Raw genomic sequence first — 22011 nt, 5'->3', positions numbered from 1 at the left:
TCCCAAGAGGTGGCGCGGTCGACGAGGTCGTAGACGAACGTCACGACGCCGCCCCTATGGGTCGCGCCCGCGATCACCGAGGCGTGTGCTACTTTGGTTACGTACCGATCGATACGTTACTGAGGAGGTGGCTCATGGCACCAGGAGGACGACCGCGCGCGTTCGAGCCAGAGGTGGCTCTGGACGCCGCCGTCGAGACGTTCTGGCGGCACGGGTACGAGGCTGCGGGGCTCGCCGAGCTCACGGAGGCGATGGGCATCAGCCGACCTGCGCTCTACCGCTTCTTCGGGGACAAGACCCAGCTGTTCCGCACAGCGCTGGAGCGCTACATCGAACGCAACATGGGGTACGTGGAGAACGCCTTGGCGATGCCCACCGCGCGCGAGGTGGCCGAGGCGTTCCTGACCGGCAACGCCGAGGCCGTGACAGCTCCGGGCCGGCCGCCCGGGTGCCTGTCCGTCCAGGCGATGGTCACCGATGAAGCCGACGTCTTCTCGCTGCTCGCGGAGAACCGTCGCGCCATCCAGGGCCGCCTCACCGACCGCTTTCGCCGTGCGATCGATGACCGCGACCTCCCACCCGACGAGGACGCCGAGGAGCTCGCCCGGTTCCTGATCACGCTCACCACCGGCTTCGCCATCCGTGCGGCCGACGGCGAACCCCGGCACGCACTGCTCGCCCTCGCTCATCGCGCCGTCGTTGTCTTCGCGCAACCCGGGTCCGCAGAGCATCGGAAGGCTGCCCTGCCCTCACCTCGGCGTGACTCATGACCGAGTCAGCCTCCCTCAGGTCGGCGCGGGACGAAGCACTCTATGTCCGTCGCCTCTACGAGATCCTCGAGCAGCGCTTCAACGGACGTCCGTGGTCCCTCCACGAGCTCATGCTCGGGTTCTCCAACGATGTGGGGTATATCGGACGCCTCCTTCTCGCCCATGACGGCACGTGGGCGATCGACGGTGACAGCGAGGCCGAGCTGAAGCACAAGCTCGCCGAGAGCCTGTGGTGGGTCTTCGTTCTCGCCGACAAGCTCGACATCGACATCGACACGGCCTTCACGGACACGATGACGAGGATCCGCGCCGGACTGAACGAGACGATCGCCCGCACTCAACCGACCGATCCTTCACGCTGAGACCGGCGAGGACTCCATGAATCACAGCGCCACGATCCATCACAGCCGCGAAAACCACGTCGCGGTCCGCCGTCATGCAGGAACGGTCGCCCTCGTGACGGGCGGTGCCCGTGGCATCGGCGCCGGCATCGTCACCCGTCTCGCAGCTGAAGGTGCACGCGTGACCTTCACCTACGTCTCGGCCACGCACGAGGCTGACGCGCTCGTGTCGGCCGTCACCGCATCCGGGGGTCAAGCCACCGCGGTTCGGTCGAACAGCGCCGATCGCGCACAGGTCCGTGAGGTGATCGCCGACGTCGTCGCCCGGGAGGGGCGCCTCGACGTCGTCGTGGCCAATGCCGGCGGTGGCACGAAGAAGCGCGTCGAGAAGCTCTCCGACGACGAGATCGACCGCATGATCGACGTCAACATCCGCGGCACGCTCGACACCGTTCGGTTCAGCGCTCCACACCTGCGCGAGGGCGGCCGGATCGTCGTGATCGGCAGCGTCAGCGCGCATCACTTCCCGGATGACGTCACGTCGATCTACGGCATGACCAAGGGTGCGGTGGCGAGCCTCGTGCGGGGCATGTCCCGTGAGCTGGGTCCACGCGGGATCACCATCAACAACGTGCAGCCCGGCCCTGTCAGCACGCCGGCCAACCCCGCCGACGGACCCGTCGGAGACACGCTGCGCGCAACCATCCCCGTCGGACGGTTCGGCCGCGTCGACGAGGTCGCCTCGCTCGTCTCCTACCTCGCCGGTGAGGAGGGCGCCTTCATCAACGGCGCGTCCCTCGACATCGACGGCGGATACGGCGCCTGATCCGCCGTCCTGGCTTCCGCTGATGACCGCTCCGACACCGCGACATTACCAACCTCTGGGCCCGCCTCGGTCCCAGACCTGAAAGGACAGACCTGTGACGACGACACCACATCTCGACGCCCCGGACGCCCCTGAGCTCGTCCGCGTTCCGGCCGTTACCTACGTCTCGGTCGCCGGCTCCGGAGCACCTGGAACCGACGAGTTCTACCGCAAGATGACCCTCATCGGAGACATCGCACGTGAGGTCACCGGGGACCCGAGCCCTGTCATCGAGATCCAGTACTGGTACCCCGACGGCTCGATCCCGGTCGAGATCGCGGACTTCTACACCGTCAACCCCGTGCCCTCGCTGCTTTACCGCGTGCTCGCCGTCGTCCCCGACAGCAGCACGAACGAGGACCTGGCTGCCGCGCGTGCCCGCGCATCAAGCGGTGCCGATCGGCGCGATGAGCTGATCGAGCTCCACACGACGCCCGAGCAGGACGTCGTCCAGATCATGCACCACGGGCCGTTCGCCGAGGAGTTCGCAACTCTCGAACGCCTCGGTGCATTCGCGCAGCAGCGGGGCGCGCACCGAAGCGGTCCCCACCACGAGGTCCACCTCGACGGGTTCACCCGCGACACCCCGCAGGACACCCTGCGCACCATCCTGCGCGATGCCGTGGCGTGATGCCACGGATCGATTGCCCCCTCACTTCGCATCCTCATCGAAAGGCAACACCATGACGGACCTTGCCCCGAAGCCCACCATCGTCATCGTCCACGGGGCGTGGACCGATGCGAGCTCTTTCACCGCGGTGCAGCAGACCCTCACCCAGCACGGATACGCCGTCCTCGAGTTCGCGAACCCGCTGCGATCGCTCTCCGGAGACACGGACTATCTCGCCGCCTTCCTCCACCAACGCACGAGCGGACCTGTCGTGCTCGTGGGCCACTCCTACGGTGGCGCGCTGATCGGAGCAGCCGCCGTCTCCGAGCCCCGCGTCCGCGCACTCGTCTACGTCAATGCGTTCGTCCCGGCCGAGGGCGAGAGCCTGCTGGACCTGCTCAACAGCGCCGGCCCGGTCGACCCGACCCAGCTCTTCGACATGGTCGCGTACCCGGGCGCACCTGAGGGAGACCTCGACCTCTACATCCAGCGCGGACCGTTCGAGCCGGCGTTCGCGACCGGCCTGTCCGCGGAGGAGCAGGACGCGTTCTACGCCAAGCAGCGCCCGATCACCTTCAGTGCCGTCGGAGCTCCGGCTGCGGCGGAGCAGGGGTGGCAGACGGTCCCGTCCTGGTACGTCGCAGGCTCCCGCGACGGCAGCATCCCGCTGCCGCTCCAGCTGCAGATGGCCGATCGTGCCGGCTCCGCGGTGACACAGCTGGAGACCGGACACCTCTCGATGGTGACTCATCCATACGAGGTCGCAGCCGTCATCATCACGGCAGCAACGAGCGGGAACCTCGCGTGACCTTGCCGACGCCGAACGACGTGCAGTCGTAGTTCGGGGGCTGGGCCCAGCTAGTCCCGGAGCACCTCCACCGCGAGCCGGGCCGCGCGCCCGATGGCGCGGTCGACCTCGGGCTGCACCTCGGCGGGCACGCTCGACTCGGTCAGCGCGGCGATCGCGATGCGGTCCCCTGTGGCGGTCTGGACCAGCCCGACCTCGTGCCGGGCGTGCAGGAACGTCCCGGTCTTCGAGCTCACCGTGACGCTGTCGGAGGCGAGCTCGGCGCCGAGCCGGTGCCGGGTGACCGGCGTGCTCATCAGCTCGCGGACCCGGGCGGTGGCGGCGGGCACGGACACCGTGTCGGTCCAGATGTCGCTCACCAGGGTGACCAGCGCGCGGGCCGTGCCCACGTTGCCCGAGGAGACGTCGAGCACGGGCAGCGTGTGCCCGCCACCGGAGGTGGTGGCAGCAGCGGCCATCCGCAGCGCCATCCGCATGTCGTTGTCCGACCACCGGGCGACGGCGTCGTACAGCGCCCGCATCGGGTGCCGGATGACGATGTCCTCATAGCCCCACGCGCGCAGCTGCGCGGTGACCTCGTCCTCGGGGACGAGCGCGAACAGTGCGTCCGCGGCGGCGTTGTCGCTCATCGACATCGTGAGGTAGATCAGGTCCTCGACGGCGATCCGTGCCGGGTGGCGGAACCGGGCCGCTCCGGTCGGGCCGGGCGTCGCCATGGCCGGCTCGAGGGAGACCAGGTGCGCGCCGTCGAGGCGGCCGTGCGCGATCCGGTCCTGGAGCACCAGCGCCTGCGGCAGCTTGACCACCGAGGCGAGCGGGAACTGCTCGTCGGCGGCGAACCCCAGCTGCTCACTGGTGTCGACGTTCCGGGCGAGCAGCGCTCCGCGCAGCCCGAGTCGCTGCCAGCGCTCGAGGATCTCGTGGGCGACCTGCATCGCCTCGACCGACTCGCCCAGCACCTCGGTCACGCCCCTGCCTCCACGACCTCGCCGCCGACCGCCTCGGCCAGCAGCTCCAGCAGGGTGGCGCGGTCCTGGAGCAGGATCGCCGCGCCCGGGTGGTCCGCCGCCAGCTTGAGCCGATACCCGCGCACGCCGGCCGGCGCCAACGGCCGGAACTCCAGCCCCTGCCGCCGTGCCTCCGGCTCGGCGCACACGAGCACGTCGCCGCGCTCGTGCACCGCGGTCCACGACTCCGAGAGCGGCAGCCCGGTAATTACTTGGTCGGCCGCCAGCCCGGCCGCGTGCGCAACCTGGGTGAGGTGGTCGCGCACGTGCGGGACGTCGTCCTCGGGCTGGATGAGCAGCCGCGGCGCTGCGCCAGGCACGTCGTCGGAGTCGCGCAGCTGCTCCAGGTGCAGCCGCCGGCCGCGGAGCCGACCCGGCACGCTCGCACCGCCGAGCGGCACCAGGAGGTCGGCGCGGTCGGGCGGGGCCGGCAGCAGCGCGAGCTGCACCACGCCCCGCGCCAGCGCCTCCTCCCGCGCCCCCGCCGCCAGCTCGGGCAGCGCCAGCGAGATCCCGAGCCCGCTGAGACGCTTGCGCAGCCGCGCCAGCACCTGGGGGTCGGCGTAGCCGGGGAGGGCGGCGCGCACGTCGCTGAGGACGTGCGACCGCGCGGCGTCGAGCAGATGGTCGGCGCGCACGACGACGTCACGGGCGTGCGGCAGCACCGCGCGGCCCAGCGATGTCAGCCGGACCCCACGCGAGACCCGGTCGAACAGCGGCCCGCCCAGCTCGCGCTCCAGCGCCGCGACCCGTCGGCTCAGCACCGGCTGGGCCACCGCGGTGGCCGCGGCACCGCCCGTGAAGCTGTGCTCCTCGGCGACCGCGAGGAAGGCACGGAGGTGCGTCAGCAGGTCCACGTCGTCAGGGTATACAGACTCTGCATACCTTCATGACGTAGTCGTCTTCGACATCGCTCGCCGAGCGACACAGACTTCCGGCATGACACGACTTCGCCGACGGGTTGTCGTCCCGTCACTCGTGATGATCGCCGCTCTCGGTCTGGGAGCCTGCACCGGGAACCAGCCAGGCACCGAGCCCGACCGCGCGGAGCACGAGCGCGCCGCGCACCGGCTCGCCGAGGTGCTGGCGAGCGGGGAGACCGAGTCCCTGTGGACCGACGTCGATCTGACCATCCCCTTGACCAACCTCGCCGACCTCCCGAGGCGGGTCATCGCCATCGAGATCGGCGAGCCCCGCACGCTGGCCGACGACGGCCCTCGGGCCGCCGACGTCGTCCTCGAGTGGGCCTGGGATCTCGACGAGGACGGCGCCGAGGACTGGACCTACACCACCCAGGCCCAGGTGACCGAGGACCAGGACGGGAACTGGCAGGCCGCCTACGACGAGGCCGCGCTCGCGGAAGGGCTGGGCATGGGCGGTGAGCTCCGGCTGACCCGCCCTGAGCCGGAGCGGGGCGACATCCGCGACGGGGGCGGCGTCCCCATCGTCACCGGCCGACCGGTCTACCGCGTCGGTATCGACAAGACCGCGCTGCCCGACGACGTCGAGGACGAGGAGATCCACGCGGCCGCCGTAGCCCTCGCCGAGGTCGTGGGGCTCGACGACCCTGTCGGGTACGCCGAGCGCGTCATGGCCGCCGGGCCGCGGGCGTTCGTCGAGATCATCACCGTCCGGCAGGAGTCCGACGAGGTGCCCCTCGCGGAGCTGGAGTCGATCCCCGGCGCGGTCGCCCTGCCCGACGAGCTGCCGCTCGCGCCGACCGCGAGCTGGGCGCGTCCGCTGCTGGGCCGGGCGGGCGAGGCCACGGCCGAGATCATCGAGGCGTCCGAGGGCGCCGTCGGACCGGGCGACGTCGTCGGTCTCTCCGGGCTGCAGCACACCTACGACGCGCACCTGCGGGGGACGCCCGGTCTCGTGGTCACGTTCAGCCACGGCGACGAGAGCGAGGTGCTCTACGAGGAGGAGACGACGGACGGCGGCGACCTCCAGCTCACGCTCGCCACGGCGATGCAGACCGCGGCCGAGCACGCCCTCGAGACCCAGGAGGCGCCCGCGGGGCTGGTGGCGATCCGGCCCTCCACCGGGGAGGTGCTGGCGGTGGCGAACGGGCCCGGCACCGAGGGGCAGAACCTCGCGATGCTGGCGACCCTCGCGCCGGGATCGACCTTCAAGATGGTGACCGCGCTCGCGCTGCTCCGGGCGGGCTTCGCGGCCGACGACGTCGTCTCGTGCACGCAGGTGGCGACCGTGTCCGGCCGGACCATCAGGAACTACCCGGGCTACCCGAGCGCCTACGTCGGCGACATCACGCTGACCGAGGCGCTCGCGCAGTCCTGCAACTCCGCGCTCATCAACGCGCGCGACCAGCTGACGCCGCAGCAGCTCGCCGATGCTGCGGCGAGCCTGGGACTCGGCCAGGCGCTGCGCGTCGACTGGCCCGCCTACACAGGCACGGTGCCGACCGAGATGACCGACACCGAGCTCGCGGCCTCGCTCATCGGACAGGGAGACATCCTCGCCTCACCGCTGGCGATGGCCGTCGTCGCGGCGACCATCCAGGCCGGCGAGGTCGTCACGCCCCGGCTCGTGCTCGAGCCCGACGACCTTGCCGACGGCGGCGCAGCCGCCGGCGACGCACCCGCCCAGCCGCTGAGCGCCGAGGAGGCGCAGACGCTCGCCGCGTTCATGCGGGCGGTCGTCGAGGAGGGCACCGCGACGCTGCTGGCCGACGTGCCCGGGGAGCCGGTCCACGCCAAGACCGGCTCGGCCGAGGCCGGGGAGGGCGAGGACTACCGGGTCGACTCCTGGATGATCGCCTACCAGGGGGATCTGGCGGTCGCGGCGCTCGTCCAGGGCGGCGGCCACGGAGCGGGTGCGGCGGGTTCCGTCGTCGAGAGCTTCCTGGAGGACGTCAACCGATGACGCCCGACGGCGGTGCGTCCCGCAGGCGCACGGGTCACCGCCTCGGGGTGTCGCGCACCGTGCTCGCCGGGATCCTCCTCGTCGCCTGGATCTCCTGGCCGGTGCTCGGCTACGGGGCGCTCATCACCGCCGCCCCGTTCTTCGGTGAGCTGCCCACGCGGCAGCAGCAGGAGGCGGCATCGCGGCTCGCGCTGGCGGCGGTCGGCGTGGGACTGCTCGGTCCGGTGGTCGGGTTCGCCCTCGCCGGGCGAGGCAGCCGGTTGCGCGTGCTCGCCCTCGTCGAGGCGGTGGTCACGCTGGTGGTGGCGGCTCTCGTGCTCGGGCTGGGGCTGCTGTGAGATCACACGTCGCTGCGCCGACCGGCGAACGGTGGTGCTGACGGAGCCCACTGGCTACCGTCACACCCACGACGAGAGGACCTTCGATGCCCACGACGACCACCCACACCCTCGAGGTGCCCGGCGCGGTGCTGACCTACGACGTCCACGAGCCGGACGGGCCGAGCGATCACCCGCCGCTGTTCGTGTTCGGCTCGCCCATGGGGGCCTCCGGCTTCGCGCAGCTGGTCGGGCACCTGGACGACCGGGTGGTGCTCACCTATGACCCGCGCATGGCGGAGCGCAGCCACCTCACCGCGGGTGGTGAGGTCACGGTCGAGATCCACGGCGACGACCTGCACCGCGTGGTCGAGGCCGCCGGGCTCGGACCGGTCGACGCGTTCGGCTCCAGCGGCGGCGCGCAGGCCGCGCTGCCCTGGGTGGTGGCGCACCCGCAGGACGTGCGCACACTGGTGGCGCACGAGCCACCGCTCACGCTGCTGCTGCCCGATGCCGAGGTGCTGCTCAAGGTCAACGAGGACATCGTCGAGACCTACCGGCAGCGTGGCTTCGGCCCCGCGATGGCGAAGTTCGTCCGGCTGGTCATGCACACCGGAGAGCTGACGCCGGACTACCTGGACCAGCCCGACCCCGACCCCGCGCAGCTCGGGATGCCCACCGAGGACGACGGCTCGCGCGAGGACCCGCTGCTCGCCTACAACATGGCGATGCCGCCGTACCTGCCCGACGCCGAGGCCCTCAAGGCGACCGGGGTGCGCATCGTGCCGGCGATCGGTGCCGAGGGGGCCGGAGCGATGGCCCGCCGCGGCGGCGAGGCGCTGGCCGCGCTGCTCGGGGTCGACCCGGTGGTCTTCCCCGGCGACCACGGCGGCTTCGTGGCCAACGAGTGGTCACCGGGCAACGACCCTGCCGCGTTCGCCGTGACGCTGCGTGAGGTGCTGGCGTAAAGCAGCCCGCCGTGACGTCACGTGTCTTGTAGACATGGGTGTCGAGGACACGGCAGCGGTCAATTCGAGTGCGGGCTCTTGCCCTCCGGAGACTGACGGTGCGACGAGACGGGCAACGGTGAATCCGCCGTCCATGGGCCTAGGTGCCGCCGTCTGAGAGCTGTTGCTGGCGCCCACGCATCCGGCTCACCGCACCAGCAAGCTCACCGAGGTCCTTGTCCACCGTTGCTTGGATGATTTCGGGATGCGTGGCGAAGTAGTGATGAGCGAGGACGTCACGCATGCCCGCGATCTGCCGCCACTTGATCCCGGACTCAGAAGCTTTGGCGGTGTCGCTGAGCGCCTTGACCGACTCGCCGATTTCGAGCAGCCGCATGGATACGGCGTCCATGACCAACGGCTCGGTCAGCGGCCCGTGCGTCAGGTGCGATCGAATCGCACCGATCGCGTTCTCGATGTCCTCGAGCAGGTCGGCGTCCGATCGGCTCACAGCGGCATCAGGTCAGACTCGGCGGAGCTGCGAACGCGCTCGGTCACACCGTTGGCGGGAATCAGGTCAACCGAGATGCCGAGAAGATCCTCGAGCTCGAGCTGGATACCGACCAGGTCGACGAGGCTCGTACCTGTGTCCAGGTCGACGAGGAGGTCGAGGTCGCTGCCCTCCCGGTCGTCACCCCGCGCAACGCTCCCGAAGATCCGGGCATTGCTCACGCCGTGCCGGCGTAGCACCTCGCGCAGCTCGTGTCGTCGTGCGGCGACGAGACGGCCTGTTGGACCTCCGAGGGGCCGTCCGAGGGGCGCTGCGGCGCTGGACATATGGTCAGCGTAACGAGCTGTCCACAGGCCGGGTAGCGGCCGAAAGGAACGGAAGTACTCTCGTGCGGCGGCGACCGTCACGCGTCGACCCCTTCTGGTGGATTGGCCTGGCCGAGTGTCGGGCCCCACGGCTAGCGTTGCGGCCATGACCGACCGCACCGTCGCTGAGACCGTCCCGCTCGACCCTCGATCCACCGAAGCTCTGGCCTCCCGGGGCCTGGAGTACCGCACCGTGGCCACGGCGGGGGAGGAGTTCGACCTCTACAACGCCACGGTCGGGCGAGGCTTCCTCGGCGAGCGCCCCACGCCGGAGCAGGTGCAGGGGTGGCGCGAGTCGTTCCACGGCAACCGGATGGTCGGCGTCTACGACCCGCGGGGAGCTGTGCCGGGCGCCCCGGTGGCCACGGTCAACTCCTGGGTCATGGACGTCACGGTCGATGCCGACTCGTTCCTGCCGATGTGGTCGATCAGCGCGGTGACCGTGTCCTCGACGCACCGCCGTCGGGGCATCGCCCGCGCCCTGCTCGAGGGTGAGCTGCGCGCAGCCGCCGATGCCGGCCTCCCGATCGCGGGCCTGACCGTCTCCGAGGCCACCCTCTACGGCCGCTACGGCTTCGGGATCGCTGCCCGCACCGGCACCTGGACGATCAACACCCGCCGCGCCGGCTGGGTGGGTCCGCGCCCCACCGAGGGCGAGAACCCGGGGCGGCTCGACCACATCGAGCGCGAGGACATCGAGCGCGACCTGGCCGCCCTCAACGAGGCCACCCGGGGCAGCCGCCCCGGTGAGATCGACGGCTGGCCGCGGTTGTGGACCGGGCTCGCCGGCCTCACCCCCGGAAAGCCCGACCCGAAGGTCCGCGGCGTCCGCTACACCGACGCCGAGGGCGTGGTGCGCGGCGTCCTGGTCTACACCGTGAAGGAGAACGAGGCAGACTTCCCCGCCTCCACCCTCGACGTCATCACCGCGCTCGCCGACGGTCGCGACGCCTACGCCGCCATCTGGCGCTACGCCGTCGAGCACGACCTCATCGGCACCGTGACCGCCGGCCTGCGCTCCCTCGACGACCCGCTGCGCTGGATGATCGCCAACGACCGCGCCCTGCAGGTCACCGAGCGGGACCACCACTGGCTGCGGATTCTCGACGTGGCGCGCTGCCTGCAGGCCCGGCACTTCCGGGTCCCGGGCGCGGTCACCTTCGTGGTCACCGACCCGCTCGGGATCGCCGACGGCGCCTGGCGCCTGGGGGTCGACGCGTCGGGCACCGGTGTGGTCGAGAAGGTCGACGGCGGAGCGAACGAGGGCGACCAGGGTCGCGTCGTGCTCGGGATCAGCGAGCTCAGCTCGCTGCTGCTCGGTGGCGTCACCGCCTCCACCTTCCTGGCTGCCGGCCGGATCGAGACCGACCTCGAGACCGCCCGTTGGCTCGACGTCGCCTTCACGCCGATCACCGCACCGGTGCTGGGCTACTGGTACTGAGCCGGCTGGAGGCGGTGGTGCACCGCCGCGGTCGCGTGTGAAGTCATGTGACGTAATGTTGGCGCCGAACGCGTCGACTACGAGGGGGTGGCCGGTGATCCCGGACCAACGTCGTGATGAGCTGCTCCGGATGCTCCGTGAGACCAACGTGCTGTCGGTGCGTGAGCTGACCGAGAGCCTCGGGGTCTCGCACATGACCGTCAGGCGCGACATCGAGGTGCTCGAACGCGCCGGTCGGGTGCACTCGGTGCCCGGGGGTGTGCGACTGGCCAGCCACCTGGGGCTCGAGCCGGCGCGCCTGGAGAAGGAGACCGTGGACGTCGCCCACAAGTCGACGATGGCCAGGGTCGCCGCCGAGATGGTCGCCGAGGACATGACGGTCTACCTCGACGCCGGCACCACGCTGCTCGCGATGGTGCCGCACCTGCTTCAGCGGAAGCGGCTCACCGTGGTCACCAACGACTTCGGCACTCTGCTGGAGCTGGTCGACGCCGAGCAGATCGACGTCATCCACACCGGTGGCCTGCTCGACCACCGCAACCGGTCGTCGGTCGGTCGCCTCGCGGCAGGCACCATGCGCCAGCTCAACGTCGACATCGCCTTCCTCAGCTCCAGCAGCTGGGACGCCGCCCGGGGCGTCACCACCCCGCACGAGGCCAAGGTCGACGTCAAGCGCGCGGCGCTCGACGTCGCGGAGCGCTCGGTGCTGGTCGCAGGCAGCATCAAGTACGGCCTGTTCGCCACGCACCGCGTGGCCGAGGTGAGCGAGCTCGACGTCATCCTCACCGATGATGCGCTCCCACCCTCGGCCGCGTCGGCCATCCGGGAGCGAGGCACCGAGCTGTTGCTCGCGGGCTCGGCGAACGAGCGCGTCGCCGCGTCCTAGCGACGCACCTCGGGGTGCGAGCCGGGGCTACCGGTCCCAGTGCGAGCCGTGTGCCGCGGCGACGGCGTGCGCCTGCTCCTCGCTCAGCGTGTGGTACCCGGCGGTGGGGAGCTTGAGCAGCACCTCGGCCGCTGCCTCGAGCTCGATCGCGGCCTCGCGTGCCGCCGCCACGGTGGTGCCGGCGCACACGGCCCCGTGGTTCTGCAGCAGCGCGGCGCGGAACGCGAAGGTCAGCCCCTCGATGCTGTCCCCGTGCTCGACCGAACCGGGCACGGCGTACGGCAGCAGCGGCGTCTGACCGACCCGCATCACGAAGTACGGCGTGATCGGCGGCAACGCGCTCCGCTCGGAGTAGGGCGGCAGGCACGAGGCCGCGACGGCCGCCGGGGAGTGCAGGTGGATCACGCACCGCAGCTCGGGGGAGCGCCGGTAGAAGGCGAGGTGGAGCGGTGCCTCCTTCGTGGGTCGCGGGCCGTCGACCAGGTTTCCGTGCAGGTCCAGCCGTGACAGACCCTCGGGCGCCAGGCTCCCCATCTGCGTGCCGGTCGCGGAGACCAGCACGTGGTCGCCGGTGCGCACGCTGACGTTCCCGGACGAGCCTGGGCTCAGCCCGAGCCCGGCAAGGTGGTGCGCCGCCTCCAGGAGCTCGGCGACGGCCTCGCGCTCCTCCTCGCGCAGGGCGATGGCATCCCGGTCGGTCATATCAGTGCCTCCCAGGCGTCGATGAAGAGCGAGTCGGCGCCGAAGTTCCCCGACTTCAGCGCGAGCGCGATCGGCACCTGACCGGCCGCCGTCGAGGCGTGCGCGAAGGTCCACGCCAGGCCGGGCCCGAGGGACCCACCGACCCGCAGGTCGTGCGCACCGAGCTCACCCACCACCGCCCCGGAGGTCTCGCCCCCGGCGATGACCATGCGGCGCACACCCAGCTCGAGCAGCGTCCGGCTGAGCGAGGCCAGCGCGGCCTCGAGGCGGGCAGCGAGCGCGAGCCGCTCGGCGGGGTCCTCGATCGGCTCCGGCGCGATGACGACCGGCGTCTCGGGGTGATCCCGCCACGCCGCGCGCGCCTGCTCGACCACACCACCGAGGGCGTCCTCGGCGTGCCGGGGGTCGATGGTCAGGCACGTCAGCCCGGCGGCCTGCGCCGCCTCGCGCTGGCGCGCGGTCGCGGCCGACGCGCTCCCCACGAGGACCAGCCGCGGGCCGCTCAGCGTCTCGGCCGGCGCCTGCGCACGGGCGTGGCCCGGGTGCGGGCCGCTCATCCCCAGCGCGAGGCCCGAACCGCCCGTGACCAGGACGTCCCGCTCGGTCGCCTCGGCGATGGTGCGCAGGTCCTCGTCGCTGACGGCGTCGACCACGAGGAACCGCTCACCGGCGCCGCCGCGCCGATCGAGCTCCGCCCGCAGCTGCTCGGGCCCCTGCTGCACGGTGGCGAGCTCGACCAGGCCGACCGGCGAGGTGGTCTGGGCGGCGAGCAGCCGCACCACGCTCGAGTCGCGCATCGGCGTCAGCGGGTGCTGCGCCATCGAGCTCTCCGCGAGCAGCGTGGACCCGACGAACAGGTGCCCCTGGTAGACGGTGCGGCCGTTGGCCGGAAAGCTGGGGACGACCACGCAGTGCCGGACGCCGAGCCTGTCGGCGACCATCTCGCAGACCGGCCCGATGTTGCCCTCTGGCGTCGAGTCGAAGGTCGAGCAGTACTTGACGTAGATCTGGTCGCAGCCCAGCCCCTGCAGGGCGTCCAGCGCCGCGGCGGAGTCGGCCAGCGCGTCGGCCACGGGTGCGGTGCGCGACTTCAGCGCGATCACCACCGCCTCGGCGTCGGTGGCCGTGAGCGTCTCGGGCGCGCCGACCACCAGCCGGGTGCGGAAGCCGCGCGCGACGAGGTTGGTGGCGAGGTCGACGGCGCCGGTGACGTCGTCGGCGATCGCGCCCAGGCGTGCCATGCGGCTCCCTCCGAGAGTGGTGTGACGGCATGTTACACAGGTGTTCCGAAATGTTACGCTGCACGGGCAGTCATCGTGGTCGGCCGAGCGGAGCGAGTGGTGGACGAGCAGTCAGGTATCAGGGTCGCCCTCGTCGGGGCCGGTGGCGGCTTCGGACGCACCGTGCTGCTCGCGCTGCGCCGGCACCCGGCCCAACGGCCCACCGTGCTGTGCGACCTGGACACCGAGGCGGTGCGGGCACTGCTCGAGGATCTCGGCTACGACGCGCCCGCCCGGGTCTGCAGCGAGGTGCGCGAGGTGCGCCACGCCGTCGAGAACGGCGCGATCGCGATCGTCGCCGACACCGCGCTCATCGACCCCCACGCCTACGACGTCCTCGTGGAGGCGACCGGCTCGGTGCCCGTCAGCGCCCGCACCACGCTCGCGGCGGTCGAGGCCGACCGACCGGTCGTGCTGGTGAGCAAGGAGACCGAGGCGACCATCGGTGTCGCGCTCGGACGGCGAGCGGCGGACCGGGGCGTCGTGATCCGCGCCGGTGCCGGGGACCAGCCCGCGAACCTGGCCGCGCTGGTGAGCTGCGCGCGGGACCTCGGGCTCGAGATCGTGGCCGCCGGCAAGTCCAGCGAGTACGACCTGGTCCTGGACCTGGACGACGCGACGGTCTCGCTGCAGGAGGCGACCGCTGCCGCGCCGGACCTGGTGGAGCACTGGCACCTCGGTGAGGACGTCGCGGCCGGCGTCGAGGCCCGCCGAGCGGCGACCTCGACCCTCAAGCTCCGCGCCGCCGCCGACTACTGCGAGCTGACCGTGGCCGCCAACCTCACCGGGCTCGGCATCGACACCCCCGAGCTGCACTACCCGATCCTGCGCACGACCGAGCTCGCGGACGTGCTGCGGCCGCGCCAGGAGGGTGGCCTGCTCGGCACCGCGGGCGTGGTCGAGGTGTTCACCTCGCTGCGCCGCCCGGACGAGGCCAGCTTCGCCGGGGGCGAGTTCGTCGTCGTCCGCGTCCACGACCGCGAGGTCGCCGAGCTGCTGGCCGCCAAGGGCCACGTCGTCAGCGGTCGCCGCGACCTGATCTGCATCGGGCTGCCGTTCCACCTCATGGGGCTGGAGATCCCGCGGACGATCGCCGAGGCGCACGCGCGCGTGCCGCGGCCGGCAACGACAGGACCGCTCGTGTCGATGCTCGCGCGCACCACCGAGCCGCTGCCGGCGGGCCACCGGTTCGTCGTGGCCGGGCACCACCACGAGATCGCCGGCACCCACCCCTGGCTGCGGACCGGCGCCACCGATGGCGCCGCCCCCTACTACGCGCTCGACGGCGCCCGACTCCGTCACGAGGTCCCCGCCGGTCACCTCGTCCAGCTGAGCGACGTCGACGGCGTCGACCCCCTCGTGCTCGAGCTCCTCGCCGAGCAGCAGCCCACCCCGTGACCGAAAGGCCTCTGATGAGCTCCCCCTCCCGCGTCCTCGTCGACCCCAGCATGGTGATCGGCGACATCGATCCCCGCGTCTACGGGTCCTTCGTGGAGCACATGGGCCGATGCGTCTACGACGGCATCTTCGACCCCGAGCACCCGACGGCGGACGAGGCGGGCTTCCGCCAGGACGTCGCGGAGCTGGTCCGCGAGCTGGGTCCGACGATCCTGCGCTACCCCGGAGGCAACTTCGTCTCGGGCTACCACTGGGAGGACGGCGTCGGACCGCGCGAGGCACGGCCCCGCCGTCGGGACCTCGCCTGGCGCAGCATCGAGACCAACCAGGTCGGCACCAACGAGTTCCTCGGCTACGCACGCTCCGTGGGCGCCGAGGCGATGATGGCCGTCAACCTCGGCACCCGCGGCATCGACGCCGCGACCGCGCTGCTGGAGTACACGACGCTCCGCGACGGCAGCTACTGGGCCGACCTGCGCCGCGAGCACGGTGTCGCCGAGCCCTACGACGTGCCGGTGTGGTGCCTGGGCAACGAGATGGACGGCCCCTGGCAGCTCGGTCACAAGACCGCCTACGAGTACGGCCGGCTGGCCGCCGAGACCGCGGTGGCGATGCGCCGCGTCAACCCCGCGATCGAGCTCGTCGCGTGCGGCACCTCGAAGCCGATCATGCCGACCTTCGCGACGTGGGAGGCCCAGGTGCTCGAGCAGTGCTACCAGCACGTCGACTACCTGTCGATGCACATGTATGTCGACCCCGAACGGACCCCGGACCTGCGCTCGCTGCTCGCCTCGGGGATCGACATCGACGCCTACATCGATGCCGTGATCGCGAGCGTCGACTACGCGCGCGCCGCCGGCAAGCACAGCAAGGCGATGCCGCTCGCGTTCGACGAGTGGAACGTCTGGTACAACTCCCGGCCCCGCGAGATCGGCGTCTGGCCGGTCGCGCCCGAGCTGATCGGCGACATCTACTCGCTGGCCGACGCGCTCGTGGTCGGCAGCTTCATCAACTCGATCCTGCGGCGCAGCGACCGGGTGCGGATCGCGTGCCTGGCGCAGCTGGTCAACGTCATCGCGCCGATCCGCACCGAGCGGGGCGGCGGCCCGGCGTGGCGGCAGTCGACGTTCTACCCGTTCGCCTACGCCAGCCGCTACGGCCGTGGTGACAGCCTGCACGTCGGGCTCACCACCGGTCGGCACAGCACCGAGTCGCACGACGACGTCGCCGACCTCGACGTGGCAGCCGTGCGGGAGCCCTCGGGTGCCGTGACCTTCTTCGTGGTCAACCGTGACCTCGAGCGCACCATCCCGCTGGAGCTGGACGTGCGTGGCTTCAGCTCGCTCGGGCCCGGCGCCACGCTGACCCACGCGGTGCTGTCCGGCCCGAGCGCGGAGGCGACCAACGCCGTCGACCAGCCGCGGATCGGGATCGAGGAGTCGGTGACCTCCTGGGACGGTCAGCCGGTCGGGATCCCGCCGCTGTCGTGGAGCATGGTCCGCCTGCAGCCGAACACGTGATCACACCGTGACGTTCTGATGTGTAACGTGGTGTGAACTTCTGATAATCTCCAGATCTCGGTCGCAATGGCACGACCCCGGATGCGCTGTCTTTCAAGGAGGATTCACATGGCTATCCACTCCGCACGACGTGGTCGGAGGCTGATGGCGGCTGCAGCAGCAACGGCCGCGCTCGCCCTCGGCGCCGCATGCTCGGGCCCGGGCGGGGGCGGTGGCGGCAGCGGTGACACAGGCGGCGGCGACGCCACCGACGCCGACGGTGTCGCGACCGTGACCGTCTGGGCCTGGTATCCCGAGTTCCAGGAGGTGGTCGACGTCTTCAACGCCAGCCACGAGGACGTCCAGGTCGAGCTGGTCAACGCAGGCGTCGGTGAGGACGCCTACGCCAAGCTGCGCACCGCGCTCGAGTCCGGCTCCGGCGCCCCGGACCTGATCCAGATGGAGCTCAGCGAGATGCCGAGCTTCATGGTGATGGACGGCCTGCTCGACATCGGCCCCTACGGCGCGACCGAGGTGGCGGACTCCTACCCCGAGTGGGTGTGGGACCAGGTGTCGCAGGGCGACGCCGTCTACGCGATCCCGGTCGACGCCGGACCGATCGGCATGTTCTACCGCGCCGACCTCTACGAGGAGTACGGCCTGGAGCCGGCGACCACGTGGGAGGAGTACCGCGCGACGGCCGAGGCCCTCAAGGCCGCCAACCCCGACCTCTACCTGTCGGACTTCCAGGTCGGCAACGCCTCCAACCTGGTCGGTCTGATCCAGCAGGCCGGCGGCGCCCCCTACGGCTACGACTTCTCCAACCCGGAGGAGGTGGTGATCAACTTCGACAACGAGATCACGCGCCAGGTCCTCAACTACTGGGGCGACATGATCGCCGAGGGGCTCATCGACGACGCGCCGTACCACTCGACCGACTGGGACGCCGGGATCGCCGCCGGCACCTACCTCACCACCATCGAGGCGGCGTGGCGCCCCGGCTACCTGGGCAACATCGCCGAGGCGACGTCAGGCAGCTGGCGGGTGGCGCCGATGCCGCAGTGGAACGAGGGCGACGACCTGCAGGGCAACCACGGCGGTTCCACGTTCGCGGTGACCAGCCAGACCGACTCCCCGGAGGCGGCCGCCCAGGTCGCGATCGAGATCTTCGGCTCCGAGGAGCCGTGGGAGGTCGGCATCGACAAGGCCTTCCTGTTCCCGGTCTTCAACCCGGTCGCCGAGTCGCCCGACTTCCTCGAGCGTCCCTATGAGTTCTTCGGTGACCAGCCCGTCAACGAGATCTTCGTGCCTGCTGCTCAGAGCGTGAGCCCGCTGAGCTTCACGCCCTTCGACTCGTTCGCGAAGTCGACGATCAACGAGCAGGTGGCCTCCGCCATCGCCGGCGAGCAGACGATGGACGAGGCTGCGGCCGCGATCCAGCAGATCCTCGTCGACTACGCCGAGTCCGTCGGGATGACCGTCTCCGAGGGCTGAGCCCCGAGCACGACGCCGGCACCCTCGGAGCCCGAGGGTGCCGGCGCCATGACCAGAAAGAACGCAGATGAGCCAGACCGTCGCGGAGCCCAGGGTGACGCGTCGCCGATCTCCGCAGCAGCGCTCGGGCGGCGGCCAGGAGGCGCGGCGCGGCCGCTTCGGGTGGCTGCTGCTCGCCCCGTTCGCCGTCAGCTTCGTCGCACTGCTCATCGTGCCGCTCGGCTACGCGCTCTGGCTCAGCCTGCACGCTCGGTCGATCACGGGCGCGCAGCGGTGGGCGGGCTTCGAGAACTACGTGCGGGTGTTCGGGGACGAGTCGTTCATCACCGGGCTCAAGCGCGTGCTGTGGTTCGGGGTGCTGCAGGCGCCGCTGATGCTGGTGCTGGCACTCATCCTGGCGCTGCTGCTCGACGCGGCCACCACGCGGCTCTCGCGTCTGGCGCGGCTGGTCGCCTTCATGCCCTACGCGGTGCCGGCGGTGATCGGCGTGCTGATGTGGGGCTTCCTCTACAGCCCGCAGCTGGGCCCGGCGGCGATCCTGACCCAGCTCCTGGGCGACGCCGCCCCGGACCTCCTCGGCAAGACCTGGGTGCTGTACTCGCTGGTCAACGTCCTGACGTGGCAGATGACCGGCTACAACATGATCATCATCTACTCGGCTCTGCAGGGTCTGCCGCGGGAGATCTATGAGGCGGCGCGGCTCGACGGTGCGGGCGGCTGGAAGCTCGCGATCCGCATCAAGCTGCCGCTGGTGGCGCCGGCCGTGGTGCTGTCCGCGGTGTTCACGATCATCGCCACGCTGCAGATCTTCTCCGAGCCCAAGGTGATGCAGTCGACCCGACCGGACGCCGTGCCCGCCGACTTCACGCCCAACATGTACGCCTACAACCAGGCCTTCTCCTACGGGCAGTTCAACTACTCGGCGACCATCTCGTTCGTGCTGGGGATCGTCATCATCATCGGCTCCTACATCTTCCTGTTCGCAACCCGCCGCCGGAGTGGTCTGAATGACTGATCTCGCGCGCCGCCCCCGCGCCCCCATGACCCCGGGGCGGGTCGCCGTCGCGGCCGCGCTGGTGGTCTCGATCGTGTACTTCTTCCTGCCCTTCTGGTGGATCGTGGTGGCGTCCACCAAGACCACCGGCCAGATGTTCTCGAGCCACTCGCTGTGGTTCGCGGACTCCTTCGCCTTCCTCGACAACCTCGCCCGCACCTTCAGCTATCAGGGCGGCATCTTCTTCACCTGGATCGGCAACACGGTGCTGTACTCGGTGACCTCGGCGGTCGGTGCCACGGCGCTCGCCACCGCCGGCGGCTACGCCTTCGCGAAGTACCGGTTCCGCGGCAAGAAGGTGGCCTTCGGCGTGCTGCTCGGTGCGGTGATGATCCCGAACACCGTGCTCGTGCTGCCCACCTACATGATCATGTCGAGCATCGGGCTGGTGAACACGGTCTGGGCGGTGATCATCCCGGGTCTGCTGAACCCGCTCGGCGTCTACCTGATCCGGATCTACGCACAGGACTCGGTGCCGGACGAGGTGCTGGAGTCCGCCCGGATCGACGGCGCCGGTGAGCTCCGCGTGTTCGCCGGCATCTCGCTGCCGATGCTGCGGCCCGCGATCGCGACCGTGCTGCTGTTCTCGCTGGTGGCCAGCTGGAACAACTTCTTCCTGCCACTGGTGATGATCTCCGACAACGCGCTGTACCCGCTCACCGTGGGGCTCAACAACTGGCGCGCGCTCGCCACCATCGACGGCAGCGCCGGCCAGGACCTCTACCCGATGCTCATCACCGGGTCGCTGCTCGCCGTGGTGCCGTTGATCGCCGCCTTCCTCGCCATGCAGCGCCAGTGGCAGAGCGGGCTCGCCCTCGGGGCGGTCAAGTAGCCGGAGGCTGACCGGCGGGACGCGCCGCGCGAGCGGCGCGTCACTCCTGCGCCTGCTGCACCAGCAGCGCGACGTGGGTCCGGCTCGTGAGGTCGAGCTTGTCGAGGACGCTGGAGGTGTAGGCCTTCACGGTGGGAACGCTCAGGTGCAGCTCGTGGCCGATGTCGGCGTTGCTGGCGCCGCGGCCGATGCACTCGGCGACCTCGCGCTCGCGGGGGGTGAGCCGCGCCAGCCGCGCGCGTGCCGACTCCCGGTCGGCGCTGCTGGCCGCGGCGGCGTCCATGAGCCGACGCGCCACCTGCGGCGCCAGCACCGGCTCCCCGGCCGCAGCCGCGCGGACGGCGGCGACGATCCGCGGCGGCGCTGCGTCCTTGAGCAGGTAGCCCGCGGCACCGGCGGCCAGCGCGCCCTCGACCTCGGCCTGGGTGTCGAACGTCGTGAGCACGACGACGGCCGGTGCGTCGCGCCGTCGTCTCACCTCCCGGGTGGCGGCGATGCCGTCGACACCGGGCATGCGGAGGTCCATGAGGACGACGTCGACCGCGTGCGCGGCGAGCACACCGGGCACCTCGGCGCCGTCCCCGGCCTCGGCGACGACCTCGATGCCGTCCGCGCCGTCGAGCATGAGCCGGAGGGCGGAGCGCACCAGGGCGTCGTCGTCGACTATGACGATCCGGACCGGTCCCATGGCTCCCACGGTAACGAGGCGACGACGGCGAAACCGCCGTCGGGCTGCGGTTCCGCGACGAGGGTGCCGCCCAGCAGCTCGGCCCGCTCGGACAGCCCGACGAGCCCGGTGCCCGAACCGGTCTCGCTCGGCAGGACCGGTGCGGGTACCGGCCCGTTGACGACGCGCAGCTCCACCCGCCCCGGCTCGCTGGTCAGCGTGACGTCCACGCTCGCCCCGGGCGCGTGCCGCCGCGCGTTGGTCAAGGCCTCCTGGAGCACCCGGTAGGTCGCGAGCCCGACGGCGGCCGGTGGGTCCGCCGCCCCGGTGCGCTGCCAGGTCACGTCGGTGCCGTCGGTACGGGCCTGCTCGACGAGCGCGGGCAGCTCGGCCATCCCTGGCGCGGGTCGCAGCTCGTCGCCCTCGGTCCGGAGCACCCGCAGGATGGCGCGCAGCTCCACCAGCGCGTCGCCGGCGGCGGCGCGCACGCGGCCGGCGGCCGCTCGGGCGGCGTCCGGTTCGACGTCGTGGCGGTACTCAAGGGCGCCGGAGGTCGCGGCGATGAGGGTGAGGTGGTGGGCCAGGCTGTCGTGCATCTCGCGCGCGATGCGTGCCCGCTCGTCGGCCTTGGCGTGCTGCATCCGTGTGGTCTGCTCCTGCTCGGCCCTGAGTGCACGGTCGTGCAGCGAGCGGAGCAGCTCGGTCCGGGTCCGAGCCCACGCGCCCCAGCCGGCGAGGGCGCCGTAGACGGCGGCCACGCCCAGCAGCCACCAGCCGAACGGGTGCGGCACGGGTCGCCACAGTCCCTGCACGGCGTGGCCGAGGACGCCGGCAGCCGCGACCGGGATCGCGATCCGGAGCGAGCGCAACCGGCCGGCGACGACCGCCATCGCCGTGGCGGCCGGTGTGGCAGCGGGCGAGAGCGCGGCCAGCGCCGCGAGCGCGATCGCCGTCGGCACCTGATACCGGGTCCAGAGCAGCGGTGCCGCGGCGGTCGCCAGGATCCCCACGGTGATGTCGAGGACCAGGTGCGCGTTCCCGGCCTTCCAGGTGCTCCACACCACGACGGCGCTGAGGAGGCCGAGCGGCACGATCGCCAGCCGGAGATAGCGGCGCTGCACCTCGGGGAGCCCGTCCCAGACCTCCTCCGCGGCGGTCGCGTGGCGCACCCATGGCGGCACCCAGGTCGTGGTCATGAACTCACCGTAGGCATCGGGGTCCCGGCAGCGGCACCGACCAAAGTCGGTGCCCCGCGAGACGAAGGTCGTCGGAACCGCCGACCCCCGGCGGTACCGCCGTCGCCTTGTTCGGCGGAGCGTTGACTCCCGACGCGG

General features: G+C 71.4%; 23 protein-coding genes. 15 read left to right on the top strand and 8 right to left on the bottom strand.

Features of this window, described 5'->3' with window-relative positions; all coding sequences use genetic code 11:
• Positions 1–134: 134 nt before the first annotated feature.
• From GPA04_RS13655 to GPA04_RS13635, 5 genes are all read left to right on the top strand, one after another.
• Positions 135–770, top strand: coding sequence for a TetR/AcrR family transcriptional regulator (locus tag GPA04_RS13655; protein ID WP_156224742.1), 636 nt, complete (start codon positions 135–137; stop codon positions 768–770).
• Complete coding sequence (locus GPA04_RS13650; RefSeq protein WP_156224741.1) at positions 767–1132, top strand: nucleoside triphosphate pyrophosphohydrolase family protein; 366 nt, start codon at positions 767–769, stop codon at positions 1130–1132. The genes GPA04_RS13655 and GPA04_RS13650 overlap by 4 nt, the downstream gene beginning before the upstream one ends.
• Positions 1133–1148: 16 nt before the next feature.
• Positions 1149–1937, top strand: a complete 789-nt coding sequence (locus GPA04_RS13645) for an SDR family NAD(P)-dependent oxidoreductase (RefSeq protein ID WP_156224740.1) — start codon at positions 1149–1151, stop codon at positions 1935–1937.
• Between the two features lie 94 nt (positions 1938–2031).
• On the top strand, positions 2032–2607 hold the full coding sequence (locus GPA04_RS13640; RefSeq protein WP_156224739.1) for a GyrI-like domain-containing protein: 576 nt from the start codon (positions 2032–2034) through the stop codon (positions 2605–2607).
• A gap of 52 nt (positions 2608–2659) precedes the next feature.
• Positions 2660–3394, top strand: a complete 735-nt coding sequence (locus tag GPA04_RS13635; RefSeq protein WP_156224738.1) for an alpha/beta fold hydrolase — start codon at positions 2660–2662, stop codon at positions 3392–3394.
• A 50-nt stretch (positions 3395–3444) separates the two neighbouring features.
• Here the strand turns inward: GPA04_RS13635 and GPA04_RS13630 are convergent, their stop codons facing one another.
• Both GPA04_RS13630 and GPA04_RS13625 read right to left on the bottom strand, forming a co-directional pair.
• Positions 3445–4362 carry a serine hydrolase gene (locus GPA04_RS13630; protein WP_206674227.1) on the bottom strand — a complete coding sequence of 306 codons (918 nt, stop codon included), beginning with the start codon at positions 4360–4362 and terminating at the stop codon, positions 3445–3447.
• The gene (locus GPA04_RS13625; protein ID WP_156224737.1) at positions 4359–5258 is read right to left on the bottom strand and encodes a LysR family transcriptional regulator; all 900 of its coding nucleotides are present in this window, start codon (positions 5256–5258) and stop codon (positions 4359–4361) included. Before GPA04_RS13625 ends, GPA04_RS13630 begins: the two co-directional genes overlap by 4 nt.
• Before the next feature lie 82 nt (positions 5259–5340).
• Here GPA04_RS13625 and GPA04_RS13620 point away from each other — a divergent pair, with 82 nt between their 5' ends.
• The 3 genes from GPA04_RS13620 to GPA04_RS13610 all read left to right on the top strand — a co-directional run bounded on the left by GPA04_RS13620 (position 5341) and on the right by GPA04_RS13610 (position 8569).
• Entirely contained in the window at positions 5341–7284 is a 1944-nt protein-coding gene (locus GPA04_RS13620; protein ID WP_156224736.1) for a penicillin-binding transpeptidase domain-containing protein, read from the top strand.
• Complete coding sequence (locus GPA04_RS13615; protein ID WP_156224735.1) at positions 7281–7622, top strand: hypothetical protein; 342 nt, start codon at positions 7281–7283, stop codon at positions 7620–7622. Before GPA04_RS13620 ends, GPA04_RS13615 begins: the two co-directional genes overlap by 4 nt.
• Positions 7623–7708: 86 nt before the next feature.
• The gene (locus tag GPA04_RS13610) at positions 7709–8569 is read left to right on the top strand and encodes an alpha/beta fold hydrolase (protein WP_156224734.1); all 861 of its coding nucleotides are present in this window, start codon (positions 7709–7711) and stop codon (positions 8567–8569) included.
• A 139-nt stretch (positions 8570–8708) separates the two neighbouring features.
• Here the strand turns inward: GPA04_RS13610 and GPA04_RS13605 are convergent, their stop codons facing one another.
• Together GPA04_RS13605 and GPA04_RS13600 are read right to left on the bottom strand one after the other, a co-directional pair.
• Positions 8709–9059 carry a HepT-like ribonuclease domain-containing protein gene (locus GPA04_RS13605; protein WP_156224733.1) on the bottom strand — a complete coding sequence of 117 codons (351 nt, stop codon included), beginning with the start codon at positions 9057–9059 and terminating at the stop codon, positions 8709–8711.
• The gene (locus tag GPA04_RS13600; protein WP_241680795.1) at positions 9056–9466 is read right to left on the bottom strand and encodes a nucleotidyltransferase family protein; all 411 of its coding nucleotides are present in this window, start codon (positions 9464–9466) and stop codon (positions 9056–9058) included. Before GPA04_RS13600 ends, GPA04_RS13605 begins: the two co-directional genes overlap by 4 nt.
• Positions 9467–9530: 64 nt before the next feature.
• Here GPA04_RS13600 and GPA04_RS13595 point away from each other — a divergent pair, with 64 nt between their 5' ends.
• Positions 9531–10865: a GNAT family N-acetyltransferase gene (locus GPA04_RS13595; RefSeq protein ID WP_156224732.1), complete on the top strand. Its 1335-nt coding sequence runs from the start codon at positions 9531–9533 to the stop codon at positions 10863–10865.
• Between the two features lie 55 nt (positions 10866–10920).
• Positions 10921–11751: a DeoR/GlpR family DNA-binding transcription regulator gene (locus GPA04_RS13590; protein ID WP_156224731.1), complete on the top strand. Its 831-nt coding sequence runs from the start codon at positions 10921–10923 to the stop codon at positions 11749–11751.
• Between the two features lie 27 nt (positions 11752–11778).
• Here the strand turns inward: GPA04_RS13590 and GPA04_RS13585 are convergent, their stop codons facing one another.
• Positions 11779–12453 (bottom strand): class II aldolase/adducin family protein, encoded by a 675-nt coding sequence (locus GPA04_RS13585; RefSeq protein WP_156224730.1) that lies wholly within the window; start codon positions 12451–12453, stop codon positions 11779–11781.
• Positions 12450–13694 (bottom strand): 3-oxo-tetronate kinase, encoded by a 1245-nt coding sequence (gene otnK / locus GPA04_RS13580; RefSeq protein WP_156224729.1) that lies wholly within the window; start codon positions 13692–13694, stop codon positions 12450–12452. Before otnK ends, GPA04_RS13585 begins: the two co-directional genes overlap by 4 nt.
• A 99-nt stretch (positions 13695–13793) precedes the next feature.
• Between otnK and GPA04_RS13575 the strand changes: the two genes are divergently transcribed.
• The 5 genes from GPA04_RS13575 (at position 13794) to GPA04_RS13555 (ending at position 20010) form a co-directional block, all read left to right on the top strand.
• Entirely contained in the window at positions 13794–15131 is a 1338-nt protein-coding gene (locus GPA04_RS13575; protein ID WP_156224728.1) for a homoserine dehydrogenase, read from the top strand.
• Between the two features lie 14 nt (positions 15132–15145).
• Positions 15146–16651 (top strand): arabinosylfuranosidase ArfA, encoded by a 1506-nt coding sequence (gene arfA, locus GPA04_RS13570; protein WP_156224727.1) that lies wholly within the window; start codon positions 15146–15148, stop codon positions 16649–16651.
• A gap of 108 nt (positions 16652–16759) precedes the next feature.
• Positions 16760–18124, top strand: a complete 1365-nt coding sequence (locus tag GPA04_RS13565; RefSeq protein WP_162458609.1) for an ABC transporter substrate-binding protein — start codon at positions 16760–16762, stop codon at positions 18122–18124.
• A 67-nt stretch (positions 18125–18191) separates the two neighbouring features.
• Positions 18192–19139, top strand: coding sequence for a carbohydrate ABC transporter permease (locus tag GPA04_RS13560; RefSeq protein WP_156224725.1), 948 nt, complete (start codon positions 18192–18194; stop codon positions 19137–19139).
• Entirely contained in the window at positions 19132–20010 is an 879-nt protein-coding gene (locus tag GPA04_RS13555) for a carbohydrate ABC transporter permease (protein ID WP_156224724.1), read from the top strand. Before GPA04_RS13560 ends, GPA04_RS13555 begins: the two co-directional genes overlap by 8 nt.
• Before the next feature lie 40 nt (positions 20011–20050).
• On the opposite strand, the gene GPA04_RS13550 is transcribed toward GPA04_RS13555, so the two are convergent.
• Entirely contained in the window at positions 20051–20698 is a 648-nt protein-coding gene (locus GPA04_RS13550; protein ID WP_156224723.1) for a response regulator transcription factor, read from the bottom strand.
• Positions 20674–21873 (bottom strand): sensor histidine kinase, encoded by a 1200-nt coding sequence (locus GPA04_RS13545; RefSeq protein ID WP_206674226.1) that lies wholly within the window; start codon positions 21871–21873, stop codon positions 20674–20676. The genes GPA04_RS13550 and GPA04_RS13545 overlap by 25 nt, the downstream gene beginning before the upstream one ends.
• Positions 21874–22011 lie beyond the last annotated feature (138 nt).

The sequence above is a fragment of the Pseudactinotalea suaedae genome (genome assembly GCF_009733815.1).
Taxonomy (GTDB): Bacteria; Actinomycetota; Actinomycetes; order Actinomycetales; family Beutenbergiaceae; genus Pseudactinotalea; species Pseudactinotalea suaedae.
Note: the sequence above shows the minus strand (reverse complement) of the source record. Positions and strands in the feature narration are given on the sequence as shown.

Coding starts and splice junctions, on each gene's coding strand:
- GPA04_RS13655 (WP_156224742.1), top strand. CDS start 135: ATGGCACCAGGAGGACGACCGCGCGCGTTCGAGCCAGAGGTGGCTCTG.
- GPA04_RS13650 (WP_156224741.1), top strand. CDS start 767: ATGACCGAGTCAGCCTCCCTCAGGTCGGCGCGGGACGAAGCACTCTAT.
- GPA04_RS13645 (WP_156224740.1), top strand. CDS start 1,149: ATGAATCACAGCGCCACGATCCATCACAGCCGCGAAAACCACGTCGCG.
- GPA04_RS13635 (WP_156224738.1), top strand. CDS start 2,660: ATGACGGACCTTGCCCCGAAGCCCACCATCGTCATCGTCCACGGGGCG.
- GPA04_RS13620 (WP_156224736.1), top strand. CDS start 5,341: ATGACACGACTTCGCCGACGGGTTGTCGTCCCGTCACTCGTGATGATC.
- GPA04_RS13615 (WP_156224735.1), top strand. CDS start 7,281: ATGACGCCCGACGGCGGTGCGTCCCGCAGGCGCACGGGTCACCGCCTC.
- GPA04_RS13610 (WP_156224734.1), top strand. CDS start 7,709: ATGCCCACGACGACCACCCACACCCTCGAGGTGCCCGGCGCGGTGCTG.
- GPA04_RS13595 (WP_156224732.1), top strand. CDS start 9,531: ATGACCGACCGCACCGTCGCTGAGACCGTCCCGCTCGACCCTCGATCC.
- GPA04_RS13590 (WP_156224731.1), top strand. CDS start 10,921: ATGTTGGCGCCGAACGCGTCGACTACGAGGGGGTGGCCGGTGATCCCG.
- GPA04_RS13585 (WP_156224730.1), bottom strand. CDS start 12,453: ATGACCGACCGGGATGCCATCGCCCTGCGCGAGGAGGAGCGCGAGGCC.
- otnK (WP_156224729.1), bottom strand. CDS start 13,694: ATGGCACGCCTGGGCGCGATCGCCGACGACGTCACCGGCGCCGTCGAC.
- arfA (WP_156224727.1), top strand. CDS start 15,146: ATGAGCTCCCCCTCCCGCGTCCTCGTCGACCCCAGCATGGTGATCGGC.
- GPA04_RS13565 (WP_162458609.1), top strand. CDS start 16,760: ATGGCTATCCACTCCGCACGACGTGGTCGGAGGCTGATGGCGGCTGCA.
- GPA04_RS13560 (WP_156224725.1), top strand. CDS start 18,192: ATGAGCCAGACCGTCGCGGAGCCCAGGGTGACGCGTCGCCGATCTCCG.
- GPA04_RS13555 (WP_156224724.1), top strand. CDS start 19,132: ATGACTGATCTCGCGCGCCGCCCCCGCGCCCCCATGACCCCGGGGCGG.
- GPA04_RS13550 (WP_156224723.1), bottom strand. CDS start 20,698: ATGGGACCGGTCCGGATCGTCATAGTCGACGACGACGCCCTGGTGCGC.
- GPA04_RS13545 (WP_206674226.1), bottom strand. CDS start 21,873: ATGACCACGACCTGGGTGCCGCCATGGGTGCGCCACGCGACCGCCGCG.